Genomic DNA, 20,270 nt, shown 5'->3' on the forward strand with positions numbered 1-20,270 from the left:
TCCGCTTGCAAAGATTGAATTTAGGGGTCTGACTGCCGCAATACCGGGTAGTTCCTTTTCACGTACGGCGCCATGAAGCGCTTCCTTTGCGAGCCATGCGCCACGCATTGACTGCGCTTTGGAGAGCTGACAGTGTTTGCGCATTGCGTTAGAATCCGGTCATTTGTTACTACGATTGAGTTGATTTTCGATGAAAAAGCAACCGAAACAACTGAGCCAGCCGTCTCCCGCCGAATTGCAGACGCTGCATCAGTTCTTCCAGGGCGGGCGTTTGCAGCAGGCCGAAGTGATGGCGCAATCGATGCTCGGCAAGCACGCCAAGGCACCCATCCTGTACAACATACTCGGGCTCTGTCAGCAAGGGCAGGGCAAGCATCGTCAGGCCGTGGGCAGTTTCCGGAAACTGCTGGCGATCGATCCGCGTATTGCCGAAGTCCATTTCAATCTCGGGGTGCTTTACACCCAGCTCGATGAGGCCAAAGAGGCGATCATCAGTTACCGGAAAGCGCTTCAGCTCAAACCGAACCTGACGGTAGCGCACTTCAACCTGGGCACCTTGCTGCAAGCCCGGGGCATGTTGAAGGAAGCCGAGCAACATTATCAAAAAGCGCTGGCCATCGAGCCCGGTTTTTTCGCGGCGCTGGGCAATCTCGGCACGCTCCTGCAACAGCAGGGCCGGCTCGAGGAAGCCGAACAATGCTACCGCAAGGCCCTGGCGCTCAATGCCGATGCGCGCGGGCATTTCAATCTCGGAACAGTGTTGTACGGGCTGGGGCAGCACGAGGAGGCGGTCCGGCAGTTTCGGCAAACCGTCAGTCTGGAACCCCAATTTGCCGATGCCTGGAATTCGCTGGGCGAAACCTTGCGCGACCGCGGCGAGATGGATGAAGCGATCCGTTGTTATAAAAAGGCCATCGAGGTCCAGCCTGACCATGACCGGGCCAAATACAATCTGGGCGAGTACCTGTGTCTTGCCGGTCGGCTCGATGACGCCATTCCGTATTTCGAGGCATCCGACTTCGCCGACAGCAAGGAGCGGGCGCTGCAATGCCTGTACAAAACCGGACAGTTCGAGCTTTTCAAGCAGCGCTTTGAGGCGCTGACCGCCAAGGCCCGGAAGACCACCGTTCTGCTCGGGGCTTTATCGACCCACTACGCGACCAATTTCCGTCAGGAAAACCCCTACCGGTTTTGCGCGGCGCCGATGGACTACGTGCGGCATACGCACATCGATGAACTGACCCGTCCCGGAAATCCGCTGCTTCAGGACCTGCTGCACGACATCCAGCATCTGGCCATCGCCGAAAGAAAGCAGGGGCGACTGTATTACGGCATACAATCCGCCGGCAACTTGCTGCAGCGTTCCGAGCATTCCTTTCAGCAGCTTGCGGCGCTGATTCGCGGGAAGATTCTCGAATACCGGCGGCATTACGCGGGCGCAAGCGATCGACTGATCGTGGACTTTCCCAAGCACATCGAATTTACCAGTTCCTGGTATTTGCGCATGAAACAAGGCGGTTACCTGAGCTCGCACATTCATGAGGAAGGCTGGATCAGCGGTTGCGTCTACCTCAAACTGCCTGACCGGATCGCCGACCATGAGGGCAGTTTTGCCTACAGCACCGACGGCGACGATTATCCGAGGCTGCACGACGACTTTCCGAGCCGGATAGCCGATGTGCAGGTGGGCGATCTGGTGCTGTTTCCTTCCTCGCTGTTCCATCGCACCCTGCCTTTCCAGTCCGACCAGGAGCGGGTCTGCGTGGCGTTTGACGTTAAGCCTGCCGCGTAGCTTGTCGCTGGGCGGCTGCGAAATGCCGGGTTTATCAACCCATGTATGGACTCCTCGATCATTGCAAGCCAGGTATTCAATTTTGTAATGCCGGTAACAGAGATCAAGAGGGACGCCAACTCTTCGGCGTCTTATTTTATTTCCGTTCCTTAACAGAGGCTTTCATGCCTCAGGACGCCTGATGCAGCTATCCGCGTGCTCGCAGGGGTTGGCGCTCTGCGGAAACCCGGCCTGGAAGTAGGGTACGCATAGCGTACGAGAGTGTGAAAGAATTAGTGAAAAACGTCATAAAAAGCCTTATTCACCACGAAGATCACGAAGGACACGAAGAAAAATTAAGTTAATCAATAGCTTAAAACTTCGTGCTCTTCGTGTCCTTCGTGGTTAAATCCTTTAAATTGAATACTTTCACAGTCTCGTACCTTTTTCAAGGTTCAGCCAAATTGTCCACCAAATTAAAAGATGCGGTGTTTTTTCCTGCGGGGCTGTGAACCGTTCAATTTGAGCCCGGTTCGAGTTCTGAAACCCGGAATCCTGCGGCTTCAAATATCAACAGCGCCCAGGTTTTGACGGGCCAAATCCGTTGCTCTATACTGTAATAGCGATTCGATACAATATTAATAATAATTTTAGGAGTGATTTATGCACAAATTCAAATCGATCGGGTTGGCTTTGGTTTTGTCATGCGGCTTATACGCCCCGGCCAGCCAAGCCGATGAAAGTTATTTGCATCAAACGAGCGACAAGTTTTTAACAGGATTTGCCAATATTTTTACCGGGATTGGCGAAGTTCCTAAAAATATTGTCAACACCAGCAAGGATACCAATCCGATCGTCGGCGCAACCGGTGGACTGATAATGGGTACATTGCATACGTTAGGGAGAACCGCATCGGGCGTATTTGACGTAATCACCAGTCCGATCCCGACTAAAAGCATGGTCGAGCCTAAATATGCCTGGTCTGAATTCGATCAATCCACGACTTACGGCGGGACTTTCAAATAACAGCCATTTTCTCTCCCCGACTCGTTCGGGGAGATTTTTTTCTTCTTCCCTTCCCCGTCAGCCCGCGGATTGAGCGGGAGCTTTGCGGAAAGCCCGGTCTGCTCCGAAGCCAATTGCACCCGTGAAAACATTCATTTTTAGACCAAGTTAATAAATAGCCACAGGGGACACAGAGCTCATAGGTTGGGTTGATAAACCCGGCATGTCGAAGCCCTTATGCCGGGTTTTCTGAAAAGCTCCAAAGTAGCTTATACGCTCCGTGCCCTCTGTGTCTTCTGTGGTGCAATCAACTTCTGATATTCAGTGCCGCTGTCTTCTGGAAAGCCACAACAGACAATGCACGCCATAAAAAAGCTTCCGGAATGCACCAACCGGACGGCAAAAAATGCTTCAGTCATGGCTTCGCTTTCTTGCCTGTCCTGCCTGTATAACTAAAGCCCAGACTGAATTCGGGTCTTGACAAACTCTTTTATTCTTAACACCGATGTTGTGAACTGAGCCTGTCTGGATATAATGCATACACAATTGGTAAACAAAGGTGATTCTTATGGGCAACAATTCGAAATTACGTTGGGGCATTCTGGGGGCTGCGCGCGTCAATGAGCGTCTGTTGCCTGCCATCGCGGAGGCGGGGAACTCGGAACTGGTGGCGATTGCCAGCCGGCGTCCCGGCGCGGCCGCGCAGACATTGGCGAAGTATGCACCCGGGCTGCAGGGCATCCATGTGTATGATGACCTGGACGAGTTGCTTCAAGATCCCGATATTCAGGCCGTTTACCTGCCCATGGCGAATCACGAGCATGCGGAATGGGCGTTGCGCGCGATCGAGCAGGGTAAGCATGTGCTGTGCGAGAAACCGATGGCGTTGACGGTGGCCGATATCGAGGCGATCAAGGCGGCGGCGTATCGCCGTTACGTCACCGTCATGGAAGGATTCATGTACCGATTTCATCCCCAGCATGCGCGAGTGCTGGAACTGGTCCATTCGGGCCTTATCGGCGAGATCCGTTCGGTGCGTGCCAGCTATTCGTTCATGATGCGGCCCGCACGCATGTACCGGCTGGCGGAAAGTGTCGAGCGCGGCGGCGGAGCCATGTGGGATATCGGCTGCTATGCCATTCATTCCGCGCGCCTGTTTTTCGATCAGGCGCCGCTGGCGGTAACGGCCATGGCCAAGTATGTCGAAAGCGGCGCCGATATAACCACCAGCGGCATCATGGATTTCGGCGATGGCAAGTTCGCGCATTTCGATTTCAGTTTTGAGCGGGCGCGCCGGTGCGAATACGAGGTGACCGGTACAAAAGGCGGCATTAAATGCCATACGGTCTGGCAGTTGCCCGGCGATGTGCCGGTGATTTCCTGGTGGACCGAAGACGGGCGGCAATGCGAGGAACGCTTGCCGGTCGCCAACCATTTTCGGCTGGAAATCGAACACTTCGGCGACTGCGTGCTGAATGGCAAGCCGCCGCTGTTGTCGCTCGATGATGCCAAAATCAATTGCAAGACTATTGTCGCAGCCTTGCAGTCCGCCGCTCAGGGACAGCGGGTAACATTAACTTAAAGTACTTTTTGCTGAAGAACAAACGATATGGCCTGTCTGTAAATGAAGCAACCAACGGCCCTGATGGGCTGATTGGAAGTTGTCGGTCAGACGGGGTTCTATTAATCAGAGAGGGGAGGTTACTATGGAAGCGTTACTTATACTGGCCGCGTTGGCAATTATTCTTATGTTCTGGGTGGTCAAGCGCTACTTGATCAGACGGAAAGCGTTTAAAAACAGGACGGCAAAGCCAGGCCTGCGGAAAACCGAAAGCGCGCCCGCGGCCGCGGAAAACCGGTCTGGCGATTCCGGAACCGTCCGACCGGTCATTGACAGACGTCAGGCGGGTATCGAGGACCGGCGTCAGCATGCCGTCCAGGAACAAACGGCGGCACCGGCCTCTGTTGCGGTTAGAGAGGAGACGCCGGCGGCGCTGAAAGAAGAGGCTAAAATAGCCGAAGCCCCGATGCAAAAACCGGAGCCGGTTGCGGTTAAAGAGGAGGCGCCGGTGGCTGTCGAGAAAGCCAAAGCGCCGACACCGGAACCGGCTCCGTCGGTCGGGCGCGAGGAACTGCCGGCCGACTGGTTGCCGGAGGATTCCGTGCTTAGACGGCACTATCTGACACAGCTGCAGGCCGAGCGCGAAGCGCTGACCAATCCTTACCCCACCGATTCGACGCTGCGCCGGCATTATGATGCCATGGTGAAAATCCAGGTGGACGGGCCGTCGCTACAGGCCCGCGAGGCAGAGATGCCGACGCGGGAAGAGAGCCGGCGGCAGAATGCGGCCAGCGGCCAGGCGGCCATTCACAGTCTGGAAAATGAAATCGCATCCGAGCGTGAGTCATCTTCGGTAGCAACTTATGATGAGATTCAGGCCGAGGCCGAAACCGAAACAGTGAATGAAGCGTGGCTGCCCGAGGATTCCGTGCTCAGACGGCATTATCTGACACAGCTGCAGGCCGAGCGCGAAGCCCTGACCAACCCTTATCCCACTGATTCGACGCTACGCCGGCACTATGATGCCATGGTGAAAATCCAGGTGGACGAGCCATCGCTACAGGTCAGCGAGGCAGAGGTGCCGACGCGGGAAGAGAGCCGGCGGCAGAATGCGGCCAGCGGCCAGGCGGCCATTCACAGTCTGGAAAATGAAATCGCATCCGAGCGTGAGTCATCTTCGGTAGCAACTTATGATGAGATTCAGGCCGAGGCCGAAACCGAAACAGTGAATGAAGCGTGGCTGCCCGAGGATTCCGTGCTCAGGCGGCACTATCTGACACAGCTGCAGGCCGATCGCGAAGCCCTGACCAACCCTTATCCCACCGATTCCATGTTGCGCCGGCATTATGAAACCATGATAAGAATGCAACTGGATTGGCCATCGGCTCAGGAAAGTCGGGAACAGGCGCCTGTGCCGCAAGAACGCGCGGTCGAGGTGGCGGCCAGCAAGCCGTCCGTCGTTCAAAGCAGTCAACCTGAAGCCAAGGCAGAGCCCGCCATGCGTAATGAAGCCTTCGTTCGGGTGGAAAGCAAGACCGGCATACCGGAGGACTCGATTCTCAGGCGCCATTTCCTGTCTAATCTTCAGACCCAGATTGAGTCCGAGCTGCCGGATAGCCCGACTGATTCAGTGCTGAAACGCCATCACGATACCTTGGTCTGTACCAAATTGGCGGAACGGCTGGAGCGGATGCAAGGTTAGCTGAATAGGACGGTTATCTGTTTTATGCTGGCATCGCTCGCGAACGATACCCTAAAGGGCACAAGTGCGCCTCCTGTCGTCGGCACATCCTATGCTTAGACAGGGACATGATTGACGACTCAATCCTAAGCGGCAGGGTATGCGCTGCATACCTTGCCGCTTATACAATCAACCCTGCAATCCGCTTTACTGTTAATCCTGAACTCAAGTCCGCCAGGGATGTGCCGGCAGATCGGTAACGCCGATGACCTCAACACCGGCCTTGGCAACCTGATGGTCATTTTCCACCGTACTGCCGCTGACGCCGAGCGCGCCGATCAGATTGCCCTCTTCATCCACGATGGGAATGCCGCCGGGAAACGTGATCAGGCCATTGTTCGAATGCTCAATGCCGTAAAGCTTGCCGCCCGGTTGTGACAGCTCGCCGATCTGTCCGGTATTCATACCGAAGAAGCAAGCCGTCTTGGCTTTTTTGATAGCGATGTCCACGCTACCGACCCAGGCATTATTCATTCTCACGAACGCCTTGAGATCGGCGCCGGAGTCCACTACCGCGATACACATCTGCGTGTTGATTCTTTTGGCTTCTTCAATGGCTGCGGCGATCGCCTTTTCAGCCTGTTCATAGGTTACGTGCATGTTTTGATCCTCCGGTATTTTCCAGCAAAGTTAGCACGATAAAAGAAAGCAGGACAAGACGGGCAAATACTTACAGCGTTATTCATTAGTTGGAAACATTGCCTTCAGGCATGCGTCGCCATGAAAACAAGCCATTCACTGACCGGCAGGGCGCCAGAGGTATCCATAAATTCGGTAGGGTACGCAGTGCGTACCTTCTGGGATGGCATTCACCGGAACCGTTGGAAAAGGTACCCAATGCGTACGAGACTGTGAAAGTATTCAATTTAAAGGATTTAACCACGAAGGACACGAACGCCTCCAAGGATGGAGGCGGTAGAATTGCGTCTGGAACAGCAATCGAGAGCACGAAGTTTTAAGTTTTTGATTAAGTTAATTTTTTCTTCGTGTCCTTCGTGATCTTCGTGGTGAATAAGGCTTTTTATGACGTTTTTTACTAATTCTTTCACAGCCTCGTACCCTACTGTATTTTTTCAGGCCTGAACAGGCGATGTAACGCTATATATTACAGTAGTCCCGCGCGTTTTATCCGGAATGAAACAGTCAGAAATGACACTAAGACTTAGTATTCAGGATCTGATGTTACGCACAGGCCGTGCGGTTTTAATAGCGGTAGGCCGGGTTGATAAAGCCAGCGTTCAAAGCCGCCTGGGCCGGGTTCCCGCTGAAGCGCCAACCCGTCCTGCACGTACTCATTAACCGAATGTACGCATAACATCGGTCAGGATTTTGTTCAGCTAACTAAATTGATTGTTATCCAGGCCGTGATGGGTTGAGAATGGCTTGAAACATTTAATCGTAATAAAAATGGAAGAGGCGAGTCCTATGGCTAATCACGTAAAATCCGAATCACCTGATTTAAAGCCGGGCACCAGCCCGAGACTGGAGCCTTTGCCCTGGGAGACGCCGAAACCCGCCGAGGAGGACCCGGAAGCTCCGCAACGGCTGAAGAAAATTCTCGCCAGTCCCAGTTATCGGCAAGCCGATCAGGATCTCGATTTTCTCTATCAGGACGATCTGCGTTTTTTCCGCTTGCAGGTCGATTTTTTAAAAGCCGAACGTCTGCTGGTGGAGAACCGGATCAAGCACAGCATCGTCGTGTTCGGCGGCACCCGGATCAAGGAACCGGGCGGTGCGAAGCGGAAAGTCGAAGCCTTGCAGGCGGTACTGGAAAATAGGCCGGACGATCCGGAGTTAAAAAGAAAACTGGCGATCGCCGAACGCATCTATGCCAAAAGCGGTTTTTATAATGTCGCCCGCGAGTTCGGCCGTTTAGTCGGCCAATCCGGCGAAGGCCCGACCGATTGCCAGTGCGTGATCATGACCGGCGGTGGCCCGGGCATGATGGAGGCCGCCAATCGCGGCGCTTACGACGTCGACGCCAAATCGGTGGGCCTGAACATTAATCTGCCCCACGAGCAATTTCCGAATCCCTATATCACGCCCGATCTTTGTTTCCGGTTTCATTATTTCGCCATGCGCAAATTGCATTTTTTATTGCGGGCCAAGGCATTGGTAGTGTTTCCGGGCGGCTATGGCACATTTGACGAATTGTTTGAAACGCTGACGTTGATGCAAACCCGCAAAATTCAGCAGGTGCCGGTGATTCTGGTCAGCGAGGCGTATTGGAAGCAGGCTTTCAATATCGATTTTTTAGTCGATGAAGGCGTGATCGATATCGAGGATCGGGACCTGTTCTGGTATGCGGAAACCGCCGAGGAAATCTGGCAGGGCATTCTCGATTGGCATAAGGTCAACGGCAAGCCGCTGTTTTGATAACTGCTTATGGGGAAAGATATGAACGAATTGACCCGAAAATTATTGCTTTTAGTGCCAATTGTCGGAATTTTACTGGTGATCGGACATCAACTGGAATTGCATCTTCCGGATCTCGAGCATTGGGTTAAAAATCTGGGGCCTTGGGCGCCGCTGGGCTTTATCGGTTTATTCGTAGTACTGACGCCTTTTTTTGTCTCTGTCGACGCACTTTGTTTTGCCGCGGGCCTGCTATTTTCCATCGGTGCCGGTACGTTTTACATTGTCATTGCCACTTATCTTGCGGCAGCACTCATATTTGTACTGGGGCGTTATTTATTCAGGCAGAAAGTGGTCAGTTTTATTGCCAGGCATAAAAAAATTGCCGCTCTGAATTCAGCCTTGGCCGATCAGCCTTTCAAATTAATGTTTCTATTGCGCTTGACGCCGCTGCCGTTTGCGTTGCTCAGTTATGCCTTTGCTATTGCCCCGGTCCGATTTTGGCCTTATCTGACGGCAACCAGCGGCATATTCATTTACAACCTGGCCTTGGTCTATATCGGTTACACAACCAAGCATCTGGCCGGGTGGGCCAGCGGCGCCTCGGCACAACCGACGGTGCCGTATCCGTTACTGGCGGCCGGGTTGTTGCTTACACTGGGAATCATGTTTTATATCTCGAAATTAGCCGGCAAAGCGCTTAAGGATTTGCATATCGATAACGATAGGGAAAAGTGACGCGATAAGCTTGCTTCGACCTGCATAGCGGAATTGACATGGATCGTCTAAAACGGCGCTATTTCCCCGGCAGGCGAACTTTTTCCCGGTGTGCTGGGTATAAACTCCAGGTCGAGTGAAAATTTCAATCATAAGGAGATAATCATGAAGATAAAGTCATCCAGTCCAGCCGGATTGACCCCATCGGTTATTTTGATTTTGGCCTGTGCGATTACGCTTCTTTCAACTTCATGTTCCGTTTCAAAGCCTAAACAAGAAGCCAAGTCGGAAGCCGTGCCGGAACAACAGATTTGTACTCAGCTGCAAGAATTGATAGACGCGCATCCTGATAAGTTTGCCAGGTACAGGAAAAACAAAAGCGTCACTCGAAGAATGATCCTTTGGGATGCAACGATATTGTTTCCTGGCGCTAATAACTGTCAGGTCTGGGAATGGGCTGCCGGTTTAAGCAATTATTATTGCGAATGGAAATCACATAACGGCATGAAGGGAGCGCAAGCCGATTTTCATAAAGGGGAAGGCATCCTGGAACGGTGCTTGGGAACGCAATGGACAGCCCAGACCAATACGACCGCTTCCGGGGGAGAACATACCCGATTCAGCAAAGAGGGGTCCAAGACGATTGTCTCAATTCGTTATTTCAAAGATCAAAACTGGCAGACCATCTTGTATATCGGCGATAAAAGCAATCTGAATACTCCGGTTCAATGAACTGTTGCAATGGGCTATCTGGCTTCGACCATAATCATCAGTACTCTGACAATTTTGTTTTGATGAGTCACTGATGTTACGCGGGCAATTGATTTAGGAACACGCACAAAAATAACTTCCTCAAGTGCGCGGATGAATTTCTGGTGTAGGTGCGAATTCATTCGGACTGTGCGAATAAATTCGCACCTACACCGCGATTCAGGTACCGCAATGTTCGCAGTAAAACAAAACATAAAACGATTCGTGCGTAACAGCAGTAAATCATTACCTCCTAGCTCGCATGGCTAAACCGTACCCGCTCTTCGGCGGAGCGCCCGAGCACTTTGGCAAACCAGGGCGGCGGCGCGTCGAATACTTTCTGGAATTCCTTCAGTTTATCAAGCGCTTCAACAACTTCGGGCTCCTTGATCGGGTAGATATCGGCGCGGATGACTTTCGCGGCCGCGGGGCCGCCTATCGACTGCACGAACAGGACATGGCAATCCTTGATCAGGTTGGCGCGGAACAGGTTTTTGTCCTCGGCGCTGTCGGCTTCGATGGTTGAGCGGATATCGACCAGTTTGCACTCGGTGCGCGACAACTGGTAAACCAGGAAACGGATACAGGAGCCGAAATGTCCGTTGAGCAGCGCGCCGCTGTTCGAGCCGATGGCGACCCGGATCGATTCGGGCATGTCGCCTTCTTTATAGGGCTGGATTTCCGGCAGATTTTCATCTTCCGCTTCATCGCCCCACAGATAGCGCACCGCCAGCTTGATGTTTTCAAGGCCGATGCCGATATCCTCGCCGTCTTCCTCGCCATCAAGACTGCCGATGCCGGTCTTGAGATTGGTGACAGTGATCGATTTCAGTTTTTCATCACTCAGCGGCGAGCCGGCGCGCTCATGCAGGATGTCCAGCAATCTCGGCACGCCGATGCCGGGCAGGACGCGCGTCGCCAGGGCGATGCGCAAGGCTAGTTCACGGGGTAAGGATTCCATATCAAGCTCCTGATAAATGTGGGTGTAGGGGGCGAGAGGGGGTGCGTAATAATTTCAGTATTTTTCTTGTCGAGGCCAGATCCAGGGCGCTGAAATCGTCGTGGGTTTTCAGATCGGGATTGGCGCCGGCCGCCAGCAAGCGTTCAACCGCCTGTTCCCGGCCGCTGGAAGCGGCGAATATCAAGGCGGTGGCTCCCGAGGCGGCGTTTTGGTAATCGATATCGATACCGGCGGCGATCAAGGCGTCGATACTGGCGAGATCCTGCGCGTAACAAGCGGCCCACAGCGCATTATTGCCGTATTGATCGGTGACGCTTAAATCGGCGCCATGTGCGATCAGGAACCCGACGATATCGTCGCGGCCTTGCTGGCAGGCTAAAATCAGCGGATACATGCCGGTATTGTTGGGAGAAGAGGGATGGCTGACGGAAAAATAATGGTTCTGTAGCCAGTCCGCGATCTCAGGCTGCATCGCTGGCGCCCTTGTGGTTTTCTTTCCAGCCGGAATAGCCGCCTTCCAGGCTGTAGACATCCTTAAAGCCAAAGTCGGCGAAGAATTCCGCAAGATGCTCGCTGGCATGGCCGTAATAGCAATAAATCAACAGGCTGCGCTGTTTGTCGCCGCGTTTGATCAGCGACTCTTTCAAACCCTCGTGCACATGCAGCGCATCTTCCAGATGGCCGGCCTTGTAGTCTTTCAGGTCCCGGCAGTCCAGAATCATCGGGCGGGCGTCTTTGATCAGTTTCTCAGAATCGGTAACGGAGATTTTTTTATATTTCATCGGCGTGTCATGACGTTAAAGTCACCCTCATAAAAATACGGCTGTTTGTAGTAAAGCTGACAATCGCTCGGTTTTGTCGCTCAAAAATGGATTTGGAAAAGTTTTTGTTTATCACTTTCAATCAATTAGCCAATGTCAGCAGGTTCTGTCCAGAAGATAAGCAAAACATTTGCCAATTTTCTCGCGGCGAGCCTATGGGGACGTGCTGTTTTGTCAGGCAAAAAAAAGCGTCTTATCTATAAAGATAAGACGCCGAGCTCAGCTTCATGGGCAAATTGAGAAGGACGATGAAAGTGGTTACACATTAAAGATGCACTAATGGTGCCAAGTTACTAATTCCCATAATTTCAATAACTTGTTAAATATTTCTTTAAATCGCGGTTATAACGAAATGTATAAATTGCACCAAGATTGCCTCGCTGAACGACCATTTTGGTGCGACCCAAAGCGGTTTAAATCGCGCCGACAGCCGCTTCTTTAATCACGACAATGGTATTTTTTTCGGCTTCTTCAAAAGACACGACCTCCGTCTTCGGCTTATAGGTTTTTGCCTCCCTGTAAGCCGTGGCCACCTTGTCTTCGGCGGACTGGCCTTTTAAATCATTTTTTTCTATATACAGTTCTTCAAGCAGTTCATTCCACACCAGGCCTTGCTTGTAAGGAAGCAGTTTAAACGTCACGCCTTCCATGACCACTTGCATGCCTTTGCCGATATTTTCAACATAAATCAGGGCGATGCAGTCTTCGGCGAAGTCGGCCTTATATTTTTCAACGAATAAAGGCAGTAATTTCAATTCCGCCAGCAAACCGCTGATGAATTTGATCTTGTCGTTTTCAATCACGAGGGCAGAGTGAATCAAAAGAGCTTCGGGCGGGTTGCGGTCGTTTGTATTTGTACTGCCTTCACGCAATTTACCTTCCTTCAAAACCAGATCGCCACGGTAAGCGTAAACACCGGTATCGCTGGTCTGGCCGTTCACCAGTGTGACAGTCAATAATCCTTGCGCTTGGTAAGTGTCGAGTAGCATTGTGTTTTTCTCCTGAACATTTGATTAAATAATGAGATTGGGGCTGTCTGTTGTTTGGGCAGCATCCTGGTTTCCCGCTTTATTTTGAGATTAGCAAAATGCTTGCCAAAAGTTATCTATTTACTAGCGACTATAAAAAAACAGGCGATGAAGGCTGGCCGATTCAGGAGCGGTGAGCGACAGCGGGGCTTTTTTCAGAAAATGTTCTTTGAACAAATTTACGCGAAAACTGTTCAAAGAACTAACAGTTGCGGTCTTTGAGGCAATACAAACAATAAAAATGTAGGAAATGCTACAAAACGTCAACTGCCGATATGTTGTCCAGACCGTTGACGGTTTTGGCAAATTGGTTTTTGTATCTTTTGGGGTGGAGATACGATCGTTAAAGTTGAGGTGTCAACCATGTGGTTAATATTCCTGACACTGATTTTATTCGCTGTTCTTATCAAAACAGAAAAGAACATGCCTTACCTTAAAGACCCTCCCGATAAAATGCGGGAGTCCTACAAGACTAACTTCAAACTGTTCGCATTTAATGAAATAACCCTGGCGCTTTTATCTATCGAATCGCTGTATTTGCTGGTCGACAGGTTTTCAGGGCACGGGCTGCTGAGCGACATGCCCGACGGGCCGTTCAAATATCTGCTGGCGTTTGTACTGATGGATTTAACGCTCTATCTATGGCATCGCTCGGAGCATGCCTTCAAGCTTCTCTGGGGCTTTCACCAGGTCCATCACAGTGATGCCTGCTTGAATGTCTCCACCTCGGTACGTTTTCATACCCTGTCCCTGATCTTGGTCATCATCGTCAAGACCCTGTTTTTTATTACCATGGGGCTCAGCGCGGTAACCATTCTGTTTTATGAAGGCATCGTGGCTTTGTTCGTCACTTTCCAGCATGCCAATATCACTTTCCCTTACGAACAGCGGATCGCGAGAATATTTGTCGTGCCGCGTTTACACAGGCTGCACCATTCGCGCTCGTTAAACCAGCGCGACAAAAATTTCGGCGTCGTCTTTTCGTTTTGGGACAGGCTTTTTGCCACCTATCAGGATGCCCGCCCCGCGGAAATCGGGCTGGCGGCTATACAACATCCCAGTTGTACGCAGTTGCTGAAAATGGGCTTTGTAAGCGCCCTGGATTCCATGGCTTATTTTTTTCGCACGACCAGGAGAACCTACAGTGTCATCAATGAATTTTTGCACTTTAACAATTAGGGAATATGATGAATAATTGGCGAGGCCAATTGACAAGTCCGGTGTTAATGACTAGAAAAATATGTCCGACATTTAAATTTAAATACGCCCTGTTTATTTGTGCGCTGCTACCGTTTTTGCTCATGGTGGCGGATATCATAACCGACGACTTGGGGGCCAACCCCGTAGAAGAATTATTAGACCGAAGCGGTGTGTGGGCCCTGCGTTTTTTACTGATCACCTTGTCGGTCAGCCCTGCCCGAATGCTGTTTCGGAAACTGCCGGTCATGAAATACCGGCGCATGCTTGGCCTGTTTACCTTCTTTTACAGTACCGTCCATTTATTGGTTTTTCTGGTTTTTGATCACTCCCTCAACGGCGCCTATATCCTTGAAGCCATTGTCAGAAGTCCTGCCGTTGATATCGGCCTGATGGTCTATCTGATCCTGATTCCCCTGACCGTGACCTCGACCAACCAGATGATGCGCCTGATGGGCAAGCGCTGGGCGAAGCTGCATAATCTCGTGCATACCGCCGCCTTGTTGAGCATCTTGCATTTCGTCTTCAGTGAAAAAGTCGATATATCCATTCCGCTGTTTTACGGCGCCTTTCTGCTTTTCCTGCAAATCATTCGCATCATATACAACAAGCGCAAGCAGAACGCTTTGCTCAAACGCCTGAATTTGCAGCACGATAGCGAAATTTGAGGCGAACGTGCACGCGGCTATCTTCGACGAGATCGAGACCTGCCTTTTAAGGGCGTCTTGCCGTAAAATAAAAAACCAGTCATTTTTCATATTGCCATCATGATCACTATAAGAACCGCCGAACCTTCCGACGTCGCGCAACTGGCGGCGCTTCTGGAAGAGCTGTTTGCCATCGAAGCCGATTTTGCCTTTGACCGGGACAAGCAGATTCAAGGGCTCAAGCAATTGCTGGCCAGCGAGAAGGACGCTCTTTTCGTCGCCGAGTCGGACCGGCGCGTGGTGGGCATGTGCAGTTTGCAAACCCTGATTTCCACGGCCGAAGGCGGACCGGTGGGGCTGGTAGAGGATCTGATCGTGACAGAGGCGTTCCGTCATCAGGGCATCGGCCAGGAACTGCTGGCCGCGACCGTCGACTGGGCGGAGCGGCGGGGGCTCAAGCGTCTGCAGTTGCTGGCCGATAAAAACAATGGACCGGCTCTGCAATTCTATGCAAAACAGGCCTGGCAACCCACGCAGCTGATTTGTCTGAGAAAGGCCTAGCGCAATACTGGTATAGTTAATGCTCTATCCGGTTTTTTAACTTGCGTTTGAGAACACACCATGAAATCGAAATTGATGTCCTCCATTGTCCTGAGCCTGTTCCTGTTGTTGTCGATTGGCGCGCGTCCGGCGCAGGCGGCTGAGGTGCCGGTTATCGCGGCCGCGTCGGATCTGCAATTCGCGCTCGAGGATATCGCGCGGCGATTCACTCAGGACACCGGGCGCAACGTCAAACTGAGCTTCGGCTCGTCCGGCAACTTTTTCCGCCAGATCAGCCAGGGCGGGCCTTTCGAACTGTTCATGTCCGCTGACGAGCAGTATGCGCTGACCTTGGCCGAGCAGGGGCGGGCTATCGATCAGGGCGTGCTGTACGCGCTGGGACGGCTGGTTTTGTTCGCGCCGGAAGGCTCGCCGCTAGCGCCCGATGCCGACCTGAAGGGCGTAAAAGAAGCGCTGGAAAAAGGCCAGCTCAAGAAATTCGCCATCGCCAATCCCGAGCACGCGCCTTATGGCCGCGCGGCGCAGCAGGTGCTGCAAACGCTGGGCCTGTGGGACGACCTGCGGGCGCATCTGGTGCTGGGTGAAAACGTGTCGCAGGCGGCCCAGTTTGCAGCATCGGGCGCGGCCGAGAGCGGTATTTTCGCCTACGCACTGGCGCTTTCGCCGAAACTGAAAGCGCAGGGGCGCTTCGTGCTGCTGCCCGAAACGTTGCACCAGCCATTGCGCCAGCGCATGGTGCTGCTGAAGCCGGCGGGCGAAACCGCCAAAGCCTTTTATGCCTATCTGCAGCAGCCGGCCGCGCGCACCATTTTTGAGCAGTACGGCTTTATCCTGCCCCAATAACACCGATGGATTGGCAAGCCCTGTTACTATCAGTAAAACTGAGCGCCTATACCGTGCTGTTTTTGCTGCCGACCGGCATCTGGACCGGCCGCCGGCTGGCCTACAGCCAGTTTTACGGCAAGAGCATGGTGCAGGCCTTGCTGGCCATGCCGCTGGTCCTGCCGCCGACCGTGCTGGGCTATTATCTGCTGATGTCGCTGGGCGATGCTTCCTGGGCGGGGCAGCTGCTGAAAAGCCTCATCGGGCACGCGCCGGTCTTCAGCTTTGAAGGACTGGTCATCGCCTCTATCATTTTCAACCTGCCCTTCGCGATCCAGCCCATGCAGCGGGCTTTTGAAGCGATACCGCGCGATGTCAGGGAGGCGGCGTCCTGCTGCGGCATGCGCCCCGCCAAGGTCCTGCTGCGCATCGAGCTGCCGCTGGCCTGGCCCGGTATCGTCTCGGCCATGGTCATGACCTTCGCGCACACGCTGGGCGAGTTCGGCGTGGTGCTGATGGTGGGCGGCAACATCCCGGGCGAGACCAAAACCATCGCCATCGCCATTTACGACCGGGTGCAGGCGTTCGACAACGAGGCCGCGGCGGTCATGTCGGCGTTCCTGCTGTTTTTTTCCATGATCATGATCGCCTTGACCTATCTGATTACCGCCCGTACCCGAACCTTCCATGGCTGACACGCAAGGCCTGCGGGTCCGGCTGACACAGGATCAGCCCATACCGCTCGATATCGACCTGTACTGCCGGCCCGGCGAGGTGCTGGCGCTGGTCGGGCCATCCGGCAGTGGCAAGACCACCGTGCTGCGCGCCATTGCCGGGCTCCATCATCCCGAGCACGGCTCGGTCGGCTGCCAGGACGAAGTCTGGATGGACAGCGCCAGGGATATCTATCTTGACGCGCATCAGCGCAAAGTGGGCCTGGTTTTTCAGCATTACGCGCTGTTTCCGCATTTTACCGCCCTCGGCAATGTGCTGGAGGCGTTGACGCACCTGCCCAAGCCTCAGCGCCATGAACGGGCCCGGGCCTTATTAAGGCGCGTGCATCTGGGTGGGTTGGACGACCGCTATCCGCGTGAGTTGTCCGGCGGCCAGCAGCAGCGCGTCGCCGTCGCCAGGGCGCTGGCCAGGGAGCCCAAAGTGCTGCTGCTCGATGAGCCGTTCTCGGCCGTCGATCAGGTCACGCGGCGGCGTTTATACCGTGAACTCAATGAACTGCGCCGCTCCCTGTCCATGCCCATCGTTCTGGTCACGCACGATCTGGAAGAGGCGACCTTGCTGGCCGACCGCTTATGCCTGCTGCACAGGGGCGTGACCCTGCAGGCCGGGACGCCCCTGGAAGTGGCCGCGCGCCCGGTCAGCGCGCTGGTTTGCCGGCTGATGGACCAGCAGAACCTGTTTACCGGCCAAGTCATGAGCCACGATCCGCAAAACCGGATCACCCGGCTGCGCTGGCGAGGCCTGATCCTGGAAGCGCGTTACCAGCCCGAATACGCCGTGCAACAGCGCGTATGCTGGATGATCCAGTCGGCCAACGTGCTGCTGCACCGGCGCGGCCGCCATTCCAACGGCGACCGCGAGAACCCGCTGTCGGGCACTATCGTCGAATACATGGTGCTGGGCGAGCATGTCAGCGTCCTGGTCCAGGTGGACAGGCAGCTCAGGATCAATCTCGCCATGACCGTGCCCTTGCATGTGGCCAGGCGCAACGCGCTGGCCTATGGCGAGCAAGTGACCGTTTCGCTGCTGGCCGACGGCATTCACCTGATGCCGTTTGAAAAACTGCGCGGGGACAGGGCGGGCGAGGATCTGGTGTGACCAGGCGGTTGCTGGCGACAGTAGAACCAAACTATCTTGTATTTACCTGATCTTGCATCGGTTTGACACCAACTTGCCGAAGGTTCCGGCATAATAGAACCATTGCCGCATTGGACTTTCAGGCCGATACCATGCAAAACATCACCAAAATCCGCCGCCATTTTCTGACGCCGGCGCCTATGCCCTGCTTAAAATAAACTGACAGGATCATGTTGAAGTCAGGAAAAACCGCATTATGGTTGAGCTTGTCGCTGCTGCCGGGCTGCATGGTCGGTCCGGATTACCGGCCGCCGCAAACCGATTTGCCGGCCGCCTGGAGCCAGTCCTTGACCGGCGCTGCAGCAGCCGACACGGCGGATATCAGCAGTTGGTGGCGGACCTTCAATGATCCCGTCCTGTCCGAGCTAATCGAAAAAGCCCAACTCGGCAACCGGGAGCTGCGGCAAGCCGAGGGCAGGGTGCGCGAGGCGCGGGCGCGCCGGCAGCTGGCGCAGGCCAATCTGTGGCCGACTTCCTCGCTCGGCGCCTCGGCCAGCAAAAGCGGCAGCAGCAAGGAAGCCGGCTTCAGAGCGGGGGCGACCGGCATCGGCATGACCTACGAAATGTACAGCTACAGCCTGGGTGCCAGCTGGGAACTGGACCTTTTTGGCAAACAGCGCCGGGCCATCGAGTCCGCCGATGCGTCGGAACAGGCGGCGCGGGAAGATTTGCGCGATGTCCTGGTGAGCCTGTACGCGGAAGCGGCATTGAATTACGTCGATCTGCGCAGTCTGCAGAAGCGCCTGCGCATCACCGAAGCCAATCTGGCCGCGCAAAGCGAAACTTACGACATTGCCCGCTGGCGCCAGATGGCCGGCCTAACCACCCAGCTGGATGTCGACCAGGCCAAATTGGCCATGGAAAACACCCGCGCCGAGCTGCCCAATCTGGGCAGTTCCCTGGCGCAGGCCAAACACAATCTCGCCCTGCTGCTGGGCCTGCAGCCGGCCGCCCTCGACGCGCTGCTGGATCAAACCGCGCCTATCCCCGCGGCAATCGGCGGCATTGCCACCGGCATCCCCGCCGATGTGTTGCGACAGCGGCCCGACGTGCGGCGCGCCGAGCGCCAACTGGCGGCGCAGACCGCTCAGATCGGCGTCGCCCCGTGGCCTTTGCCTTTTCGGCCTCGGTCGGCGTTATCTTCGGCTTCATGCCGGCCCGCAAGGCGGCGCGTATGGACCCGATCGAGGCGCTGCGGCATGAATAGTCGTTCAGGTTAGGGTACCTAAGTTGCAATGTAGGTGCGAATTCATTCGCACTATTCGCACGCTATGAATACTCTACTAATTTTACTCGTCAGAACAAGACTGACTATAGAGCCGGGAACATGCTATAACAAACATATTTGCCGACGGCGGAATTAAAGTAGAGACATTGAGGTATTGAAGATGTTAACAATCAACAGGTTTTCAGCCATGCTGGCCGTTTCTGTCATGGCGCTTGGCATAGGGCTTGAAGCGCAAGCCCATCCTAGGGACGGGTACTACTTCGGCCGTTATCACCGTCATCCGGGGTTCAGCTTTTATTTTGGCGTGCCGTTATATCCCAGACCGTATTCTTATCCCTATTACTATCCTTATTCCCCTTATTATCCTTATTATCCGCCTGAAATCGTCAGGGTTCCGGTCAGTCCGCCGGTCTATATCGAGCGCGCCAAGCCGCAGCCGGCACAGCCGCTTCCGCCAGGGTATTGGTATTATTGCAGCGATCCGGAAGGCTATTACCCTTACGTCAAGGAATGCCCGTCCGGCTGGCGGCAGGTCGATCCGATACCACCATCGCCCAGATAGCAGGAGAGCCAACATGAAATATCAGAAAAGTTTTTCAGGATTCATCTTCGTGGCAGGACTGGCCGGTTGTGCGTATATGCCGACTGGGCCCAGTGTCATGGTGTTACCCGGCACCGGGATGTCGTTCCAACAATTTCGCCAGGATGATACGCTTTGCCGGCAATATGCGTATGGGCAGGTGGGCGGCAGAACCGCTAATCAGGCCGCGGTGGACAGCCAGGTCGGCAGCACCATTGTCGGCTCGGCGCTCGGAGCCGCTGCCGGAGCGGCAATAGGCGGCGGCGAGGGCGCGGCAATAGGCGCGGGAACCGGTATGGTGGCCGGCGGTCTGGTAGGGACGGAAGAAGGCCGAAGAGCCGGCTATGCTACCCAGCGAGACTACGATAATGCTTATATCCAGTGTATGTACGCCAACGGGCATCGTGTGCCGGTATCCGGACAATTCATCTACGAAGACCAGGCCACGGAGCCCGGGCCGTCCATCCGGGTTCCTCCGCCTCCGGAGGGCACGCCGCCGCCTCCACCCAGCAGATGAAAAAGGAAGCAAGAGGCATGCATTTGCCATGTCTCTTGTTCAGCCGGTTTCAGAATATGGCACCTCAGCAGATTAATGCGTAAGGGACTTGCCCTCTGCGTATCGTATTAATCTAAGGATCTTTATATTCTAAATT

General features: G+C 54.1%; 21 protein-coding genes. 16 read left to right on the top strand and 5 right to left on the bottom strand.

Going from position 1 to position 20,270, the window contains the following annotated elements:
- Positions 1-190 precede the first annotated feature (190 nt).
- The 4 genes from METMA_RS0114685 to METMA_RS0114700 all read left to right on the top strand — a co-directional run bounded on the left by METMA_RS0114685 (position 191) and on the right by METMA_RS0114700 (position 6,039).
- On the top strand, positions 191-1,792 hold the full coding sequence (locus METMA_RS0114685) for a tetratricopeptide repeat protein (protein ID WP_020159856.1): 1,602 nt from the start codon (positions 191-193) through the stop codon (positions 1,790-1,792).
- Between the two features lie 642 nt (positions 1,793-2,434).
- Positions 2,435-2,797: an exosortase system-associated protein, TIGR04073 family gene (locus tag METMA_RS0114690; protein ID WP_020159857.1), complete on the top strand. Its 363-nt coding sequence runs from the start codon at positions 2,435-2,437 to the stop codon at positions 2,795-2,797.
- Between the two features lie 547 nt (positions 2,798-3,344).
- Positions 3,345-4,358: a Gfo/Idh/MocA family protein gene (locus METMA_RS0114695; protein WP_020159858.1), complete on the top strand. Its 1,014-nt coding sequence runs from the start codon at positions 3,345-3,347 to the stop codon at positions 4,356-4,358.
- A 124-nt stretch (positions 4,359-4,482) separates the two neighbouring features.
- On the top strand, positions 4,483-6,039 hold the full coding sequence (locus tag METMA_RS0114700) for a prolipoprotein diacylglyceryl transferase (protein WP_020159859.1): 1,557 nt from the start codon (positions 4,483-4,485) through the stop codon (positions 6,037-6,039).
- 204 nt (positions 6,040-6,243) lie between these two features.
- On the opposite strand, the gene METMA_RS0114705 is transcribed toward METMA_RS0114700, so the two are convergent.
- A complete protein-coding gene (locus METMA_RS0114705; RefSeq protein WP_020159860.1) occupies positions 6,244-6,678 on the bottom strand; it encodes a GlcG/HbpS family heme-binding protein in 435 nt (144 codons plus the stop codon).
- 825 nt (positions 6,679-7,503) lie between these two features.
- On the opposite strand from METMA_RS0114705, the gene METMA_RS0114715 reads away from it, so the two are divergent.
- The 3 genes from METMA_RS0114715 to METMA_RS27030 all read left to right on the top strand — a co-directional run bounded on the left by METMA_RS0114715 (position 7,504) and on the right by METMA_RS27030 (position 9,882).
- Positions 7,504-8,454 carry an LOG family protein gene (locus METMA_RS0114715; RefSeq protein WP_020159862.1) on the top strand — a complete coding sequence of 317 codons (951 nt, stop codon included), beginning with the start codon at positions 7,504-7,506 and terminating at the stop codon, positions 8,452-8,454.
- A gap of 21 nt (positions 8,455-8,475) precedes the next feature.
- Entirely contained in the window at positions 8,476-9,171 is a 696-nt protein-coding gene (locus METMA_RS0114720; RefSeq protein ID WP_232216362.1) for a TVP38/TMEM64 family protein, read from the top strand.
- A gap of 144 nt (positions 9,172-9,315) precedes the next feature.
- The gene (locus tag METMA_RS27030) at positions 9,316-9,882 is read left to right on the top strand and encodes a hypothetical protein (RefSeq protein WP_152565202.1); all 567 of its coding nucleotides are present in this window, start codon (positions 9,316-9,318) and stop codon (positions 9,880-9,882) included.
- Between the two features lie 271 nt (positions 9,883-10,153).
- On the opposite strand, the gene METMA_RS0114735 is transcribed toward METMA_RS27030, so the two are convergent.
- The 4 genes from METMA_RS0114735 to METMA_RS0114750 all read right to left on the bottom strand — a co-directional run bounded on the left by METMA_RS0114735 (position 10,154) and on the right by METMA_RS0114750 (position 12,671).
- On the bottom strand, positions 10,154-10,861 hold the full coding sequence (locus METMA_RS0114735; protein ID WP_020159866.1) for a dinitrogenase iron-molybdenum cofactor biosynthesis protein: 708 nt from the start codon (positions 10,859-10,861) through the stop codon (positions 10,154-10,156).
- A gap of 1 nt (position 10,862) precedes the next feature.
- A complete protein-coding gene (locus METMA_RS0114740) occupies positions 10,863-11,333 on the bottom strand; it encodes an ankyrin repeat domain-containing protein (protein ID WP_020159867.1) in 471 nt (156 codons plus the stop codon).
- A complete protein-coding gene (locus tag METMA_RS0114745) occupies positions 11,323-11,643 on the bottom strand; it encodes a rhodanese-like domain-containing protein (protein WP_020159868.1) in 321 nt (106 codons plus the stop codon). Before METMA_RS0114745 ends, METMA_RS0114740 begins: the two co-directional genes overlap by 11 nt.
- A 452-nt stretch (positions 11,644-12,095) precedes the next feature.
- The gene (locus METMA_RS0114750; protein WP_020159869.1) at positions 12,096-12,671 is read right to left on the bottom strand and encodes a hypothetical protein; all 576 of its coding nucleotides are present in this window, start codon (positions 12,669-12,671) and stop codon (positions 12,096-12,098) included.
- 402 nt (positions 12,672-13,073) lie between these two features.
- Here METMA_RS0114750 and METMA_RS24655 point away from each other — a divergent pair, with 402 nt between their 5' ends.
- From METMA_RS24655 to METMA_RS0114805, 9 genes are all read left to right on the top strand, one after another.
- Entirely contained in the window at positions 13,074-13,889 is an 816-nt protein-coding gene (locus METMA_RS24655) for a sterol desaturase family protein (protein WP_020159871.1), read from the top strand.
- A gap of 47 nt (positions 13,890-13,936) precedes the next feature.
- Complete coding sequence (locus tag METMA_RS24660) at positions 13,937-14,575, top strand: protein-methionine-sulfoxide reductase heme-binding subunit MsrQ (protein WP_020159872.1); 639 nt, start codon at positions 13,937-13,939, stop codon at positions 14,573-14,575.
- A 99-nt stretch (positions 14,576-14,674) separates the two neighbouring features.
- Positions 14,675-15,115 carry a GNAT family N-acetyltransferase gene (locus METMA_RS0114770; protein ID WP_020159873.1) on the top strand — a complete coding sequence of 147 codons (441 nt, stop codon included), beginning with the start codon at positions 14,675-14,677 and terminating at the stop codon, positions 15,113-15,115.
- Positions 15,116-15,175: 60 nt separating this feature from the next.
- Positions 15,176-15,958 (top strand): molybdate ABC transporter substrate-binding protein, encoded by a 783-nt coding sequence (gene modA, locus METMA_RS0114775; protein WP_020159874.1) that lies wholly within the window; start codon positions 15,176-15,178, stop codon positions 15,956-15,958.
- A 5-nt stretch (positions 15,959-15,963) separates the two neighbouring features.
- Positions 15,964-16,632: a molybdate ABC transporter permease subunit gene (modB, locus tag METMA_RS0114780; RefSeq protein ID WP_020159875.1), complete on the top strand. Its 669-nt coding sequence runs from the start codon at positions 15,964-15,966 to the stop codon at positions 16,630-16,632.
- Entirely contained in the window at positions 16,625-17,770 is a 1,146-nt protein-coding gene (locus METMA_RS0114785) for an ABC transporter ATP-binding protein (RefSeq protein ID WP_020159876.1), read from the top strand. Before modB ends, METMA_RS0114785 begins: the two co-directional genes overlap by 8 nt.
- A 209-nt stretch (positions 17,771-17,979) precedes the next feature.
- The gene (locus METMA_RS24665; protein ID WP_156830505.1) at positions 17,980-19,029 is read left to right on the top strand and encodes an efflux transporter outer membrane subunit; all 1,050 of its coding nucleotides are present in this window, start codon (positions 17,980-17,982) and stop codon (positions 19,027-19,029) included.
- A 168-nt stretch (positions 19,030-19,197) separates the two neighbouring features.
- Positions 19,198-19,599, top strand: a complete 402-nt coding sequence (locus tag METMA_RS0114800) for a hypothetical protein (protein WP_027147360.1) — start codon at positions 19,198-19,200, stop codon at positions 19,597-19,599.
- Between the two features lie 13 nt (positions 19,600-19,612).
- Positions 19,613-20,134: a YMGG-like glycine zipper-containing protein gene (locus tag METMA_RS0114805; protein WP_020159880.1), complete on the top strand. Its 522-nt coding sequence runs from the start codon at positions 19,613-19,615 to the stop codon at positions 20,132-20,134.
- Positions 20,135-20,270 lie beyond the last annotated feature (136 nt).

It is taken from the genome of Methylobacter marinus A45, assembly GCF_000383855.1.
Classification (GTDB): Bacteria; Pseudomonadota; Gammaproteobacteria; order Methylococcales; family Methylomonadaceae; genus Methylobacter; species Methylobacter marinus.

Bases quoted from the DNA above. Each gene is read 5' to 3' on its own strand.
- METMA_RS0114685 (WP_020159856.1), top strand. From the start codon at position 191: ATGAAAAAGCAACCGAAACAACTGAGCCAGCCGTCTCCCGCCGAATTG.
- METMA_RS0114690 (WP_020159857.1), top strand. From the start codon at position 2,435: ATGCACAAATTCAAATCGATCGGGTTGGCTTTGGTTTTGTCATGCGGC.
- METMA_RS0114695 (WP_020159858.1), top strand. From the start codon at position 3,345: ATGGGCAACAATTCGAAATTACGTTGGGGCATTCTGGGGGCTGCGCGC.
- METMA_RS0114700 (WP_020159859.1), top strand. From the start codon at position 4,483: ATGGAAGCGTTACTTATACTGGCCGCGTTGGCAATTATTCTTATGTTC.
- METMA_RS0114705 (WP_020159860.1), bottom strand. From the start codon at position 6,678: ATGCACGTAACCTATGAACAGGCTGAAAAGGCGATCGCCGCAGCCATT.
- METMA_RS0114715 (WP_020159862.1), top strand. From the start codon at position 7,504: ATGGCTAATCACGTAAAATCCGAATCACCTGATTTAAAGCCGGGCACC.
- METMA_RS0114720 (WP_232216362.1), top strand. From the start codon at position 8,476: ATGAACGAATTGACCCGAAAATTATTGCTTTTAGTGCCAATTGTCGGA.
- METMA_RS27030 (WP_152565202.1), top strand. From the start codon at position 9,316: ATGAAGATAAAGTCATCCAGTCCAGCCGGATTGACCCCATCGGTTATT.
- METMA_RS0114735 (WP_020159866.1), bottom strand. From the start codon at position 10,861: ATGGAATCCTTACCCCGTGAACTAGCCTTGCGCATCGCCCTGGCGACG.
- METMA_RS0114740 (WP_020159867.1), bottom strand. From the start codon at position 11,333: ATGCAGCCTGAGATCGCGGACTGGCTACAGAACCATTATTTTTCCGTC.
- METMA_RS0114745 (WP_020159868.1), bottom strand. From the start codon at position 11,643: ATGAAATATAAAAAAATCTCCGTTACCGATTCTGAGAAACTGATCAAA.
- METMA_RS0114750 (WP_020159869.1), bottom strand. From the start codon at position 12,671: ATGCTACTCGACACTTACCAAGCGCAAGGATTATTGACTGTCACACTG.
- METMA_RS24655 (WP_020159871.1), top strand. From the start codon at position 13,074: ATGTGGTTAATATTCCTGACACTGATTTTATTCGCTGTTCTTATCAAA.
- METMA_RS24660 (WP_020159872.1), top strand. From the start codon at position 13,937: ATGACTAGAAAAATATGTCCGACATTTAAATTTAAATACGCCCTGTTT.
- METMA_RS0114770 (WP_020159873.1), top strand. From the start codon at position 14,675: ATGATCACTATAAGAACCGCCGAACCTTCCGACGTCGCGCAACTGGCG.
- modA (WP_020159874.1), top strand. From the start codon at position 15,176: ATGAAATCGAAATTGATGTCCTCCATTGTCCTGAGCCTGTTCCTGTTG.
- modB (WP_020159875.1), top strand. From the start codon at position 15,964: ATGGATTGGCAAGCCCTGTTACTATCAGTAAAACTGAGCGCCTATACC.
- METMA_RS0114785 (WP_020159876.1), top strand. From the start codon at position 16,625: ATGGCTGACACGCAAGGCCTGCGGGTCCGGCTGACACAGGATCAGCCC.
- METMA_RS24665 (WP_156830505.1), top strand. From the start codon at position 17,980: ATGTTGAAGTCAGGAAAAACCGCATTATGGTTGAGCTTGTCGCTGCTG.
- METMA_RS0114800 (WP_027147360.1), top strand. From the start codon at position 19,198: ATGTTAACAATCAACAGGTTTTCAGCCATGCTGGCCGTTTCTGTCATG.
- METMA_RS0114805 (WP_020159880.1), top strand. From the start codon at position 19,613: ATGAAATATCAGAAAAGTTTTTCAGGATTCATCTTCGTGGCAGGACTG.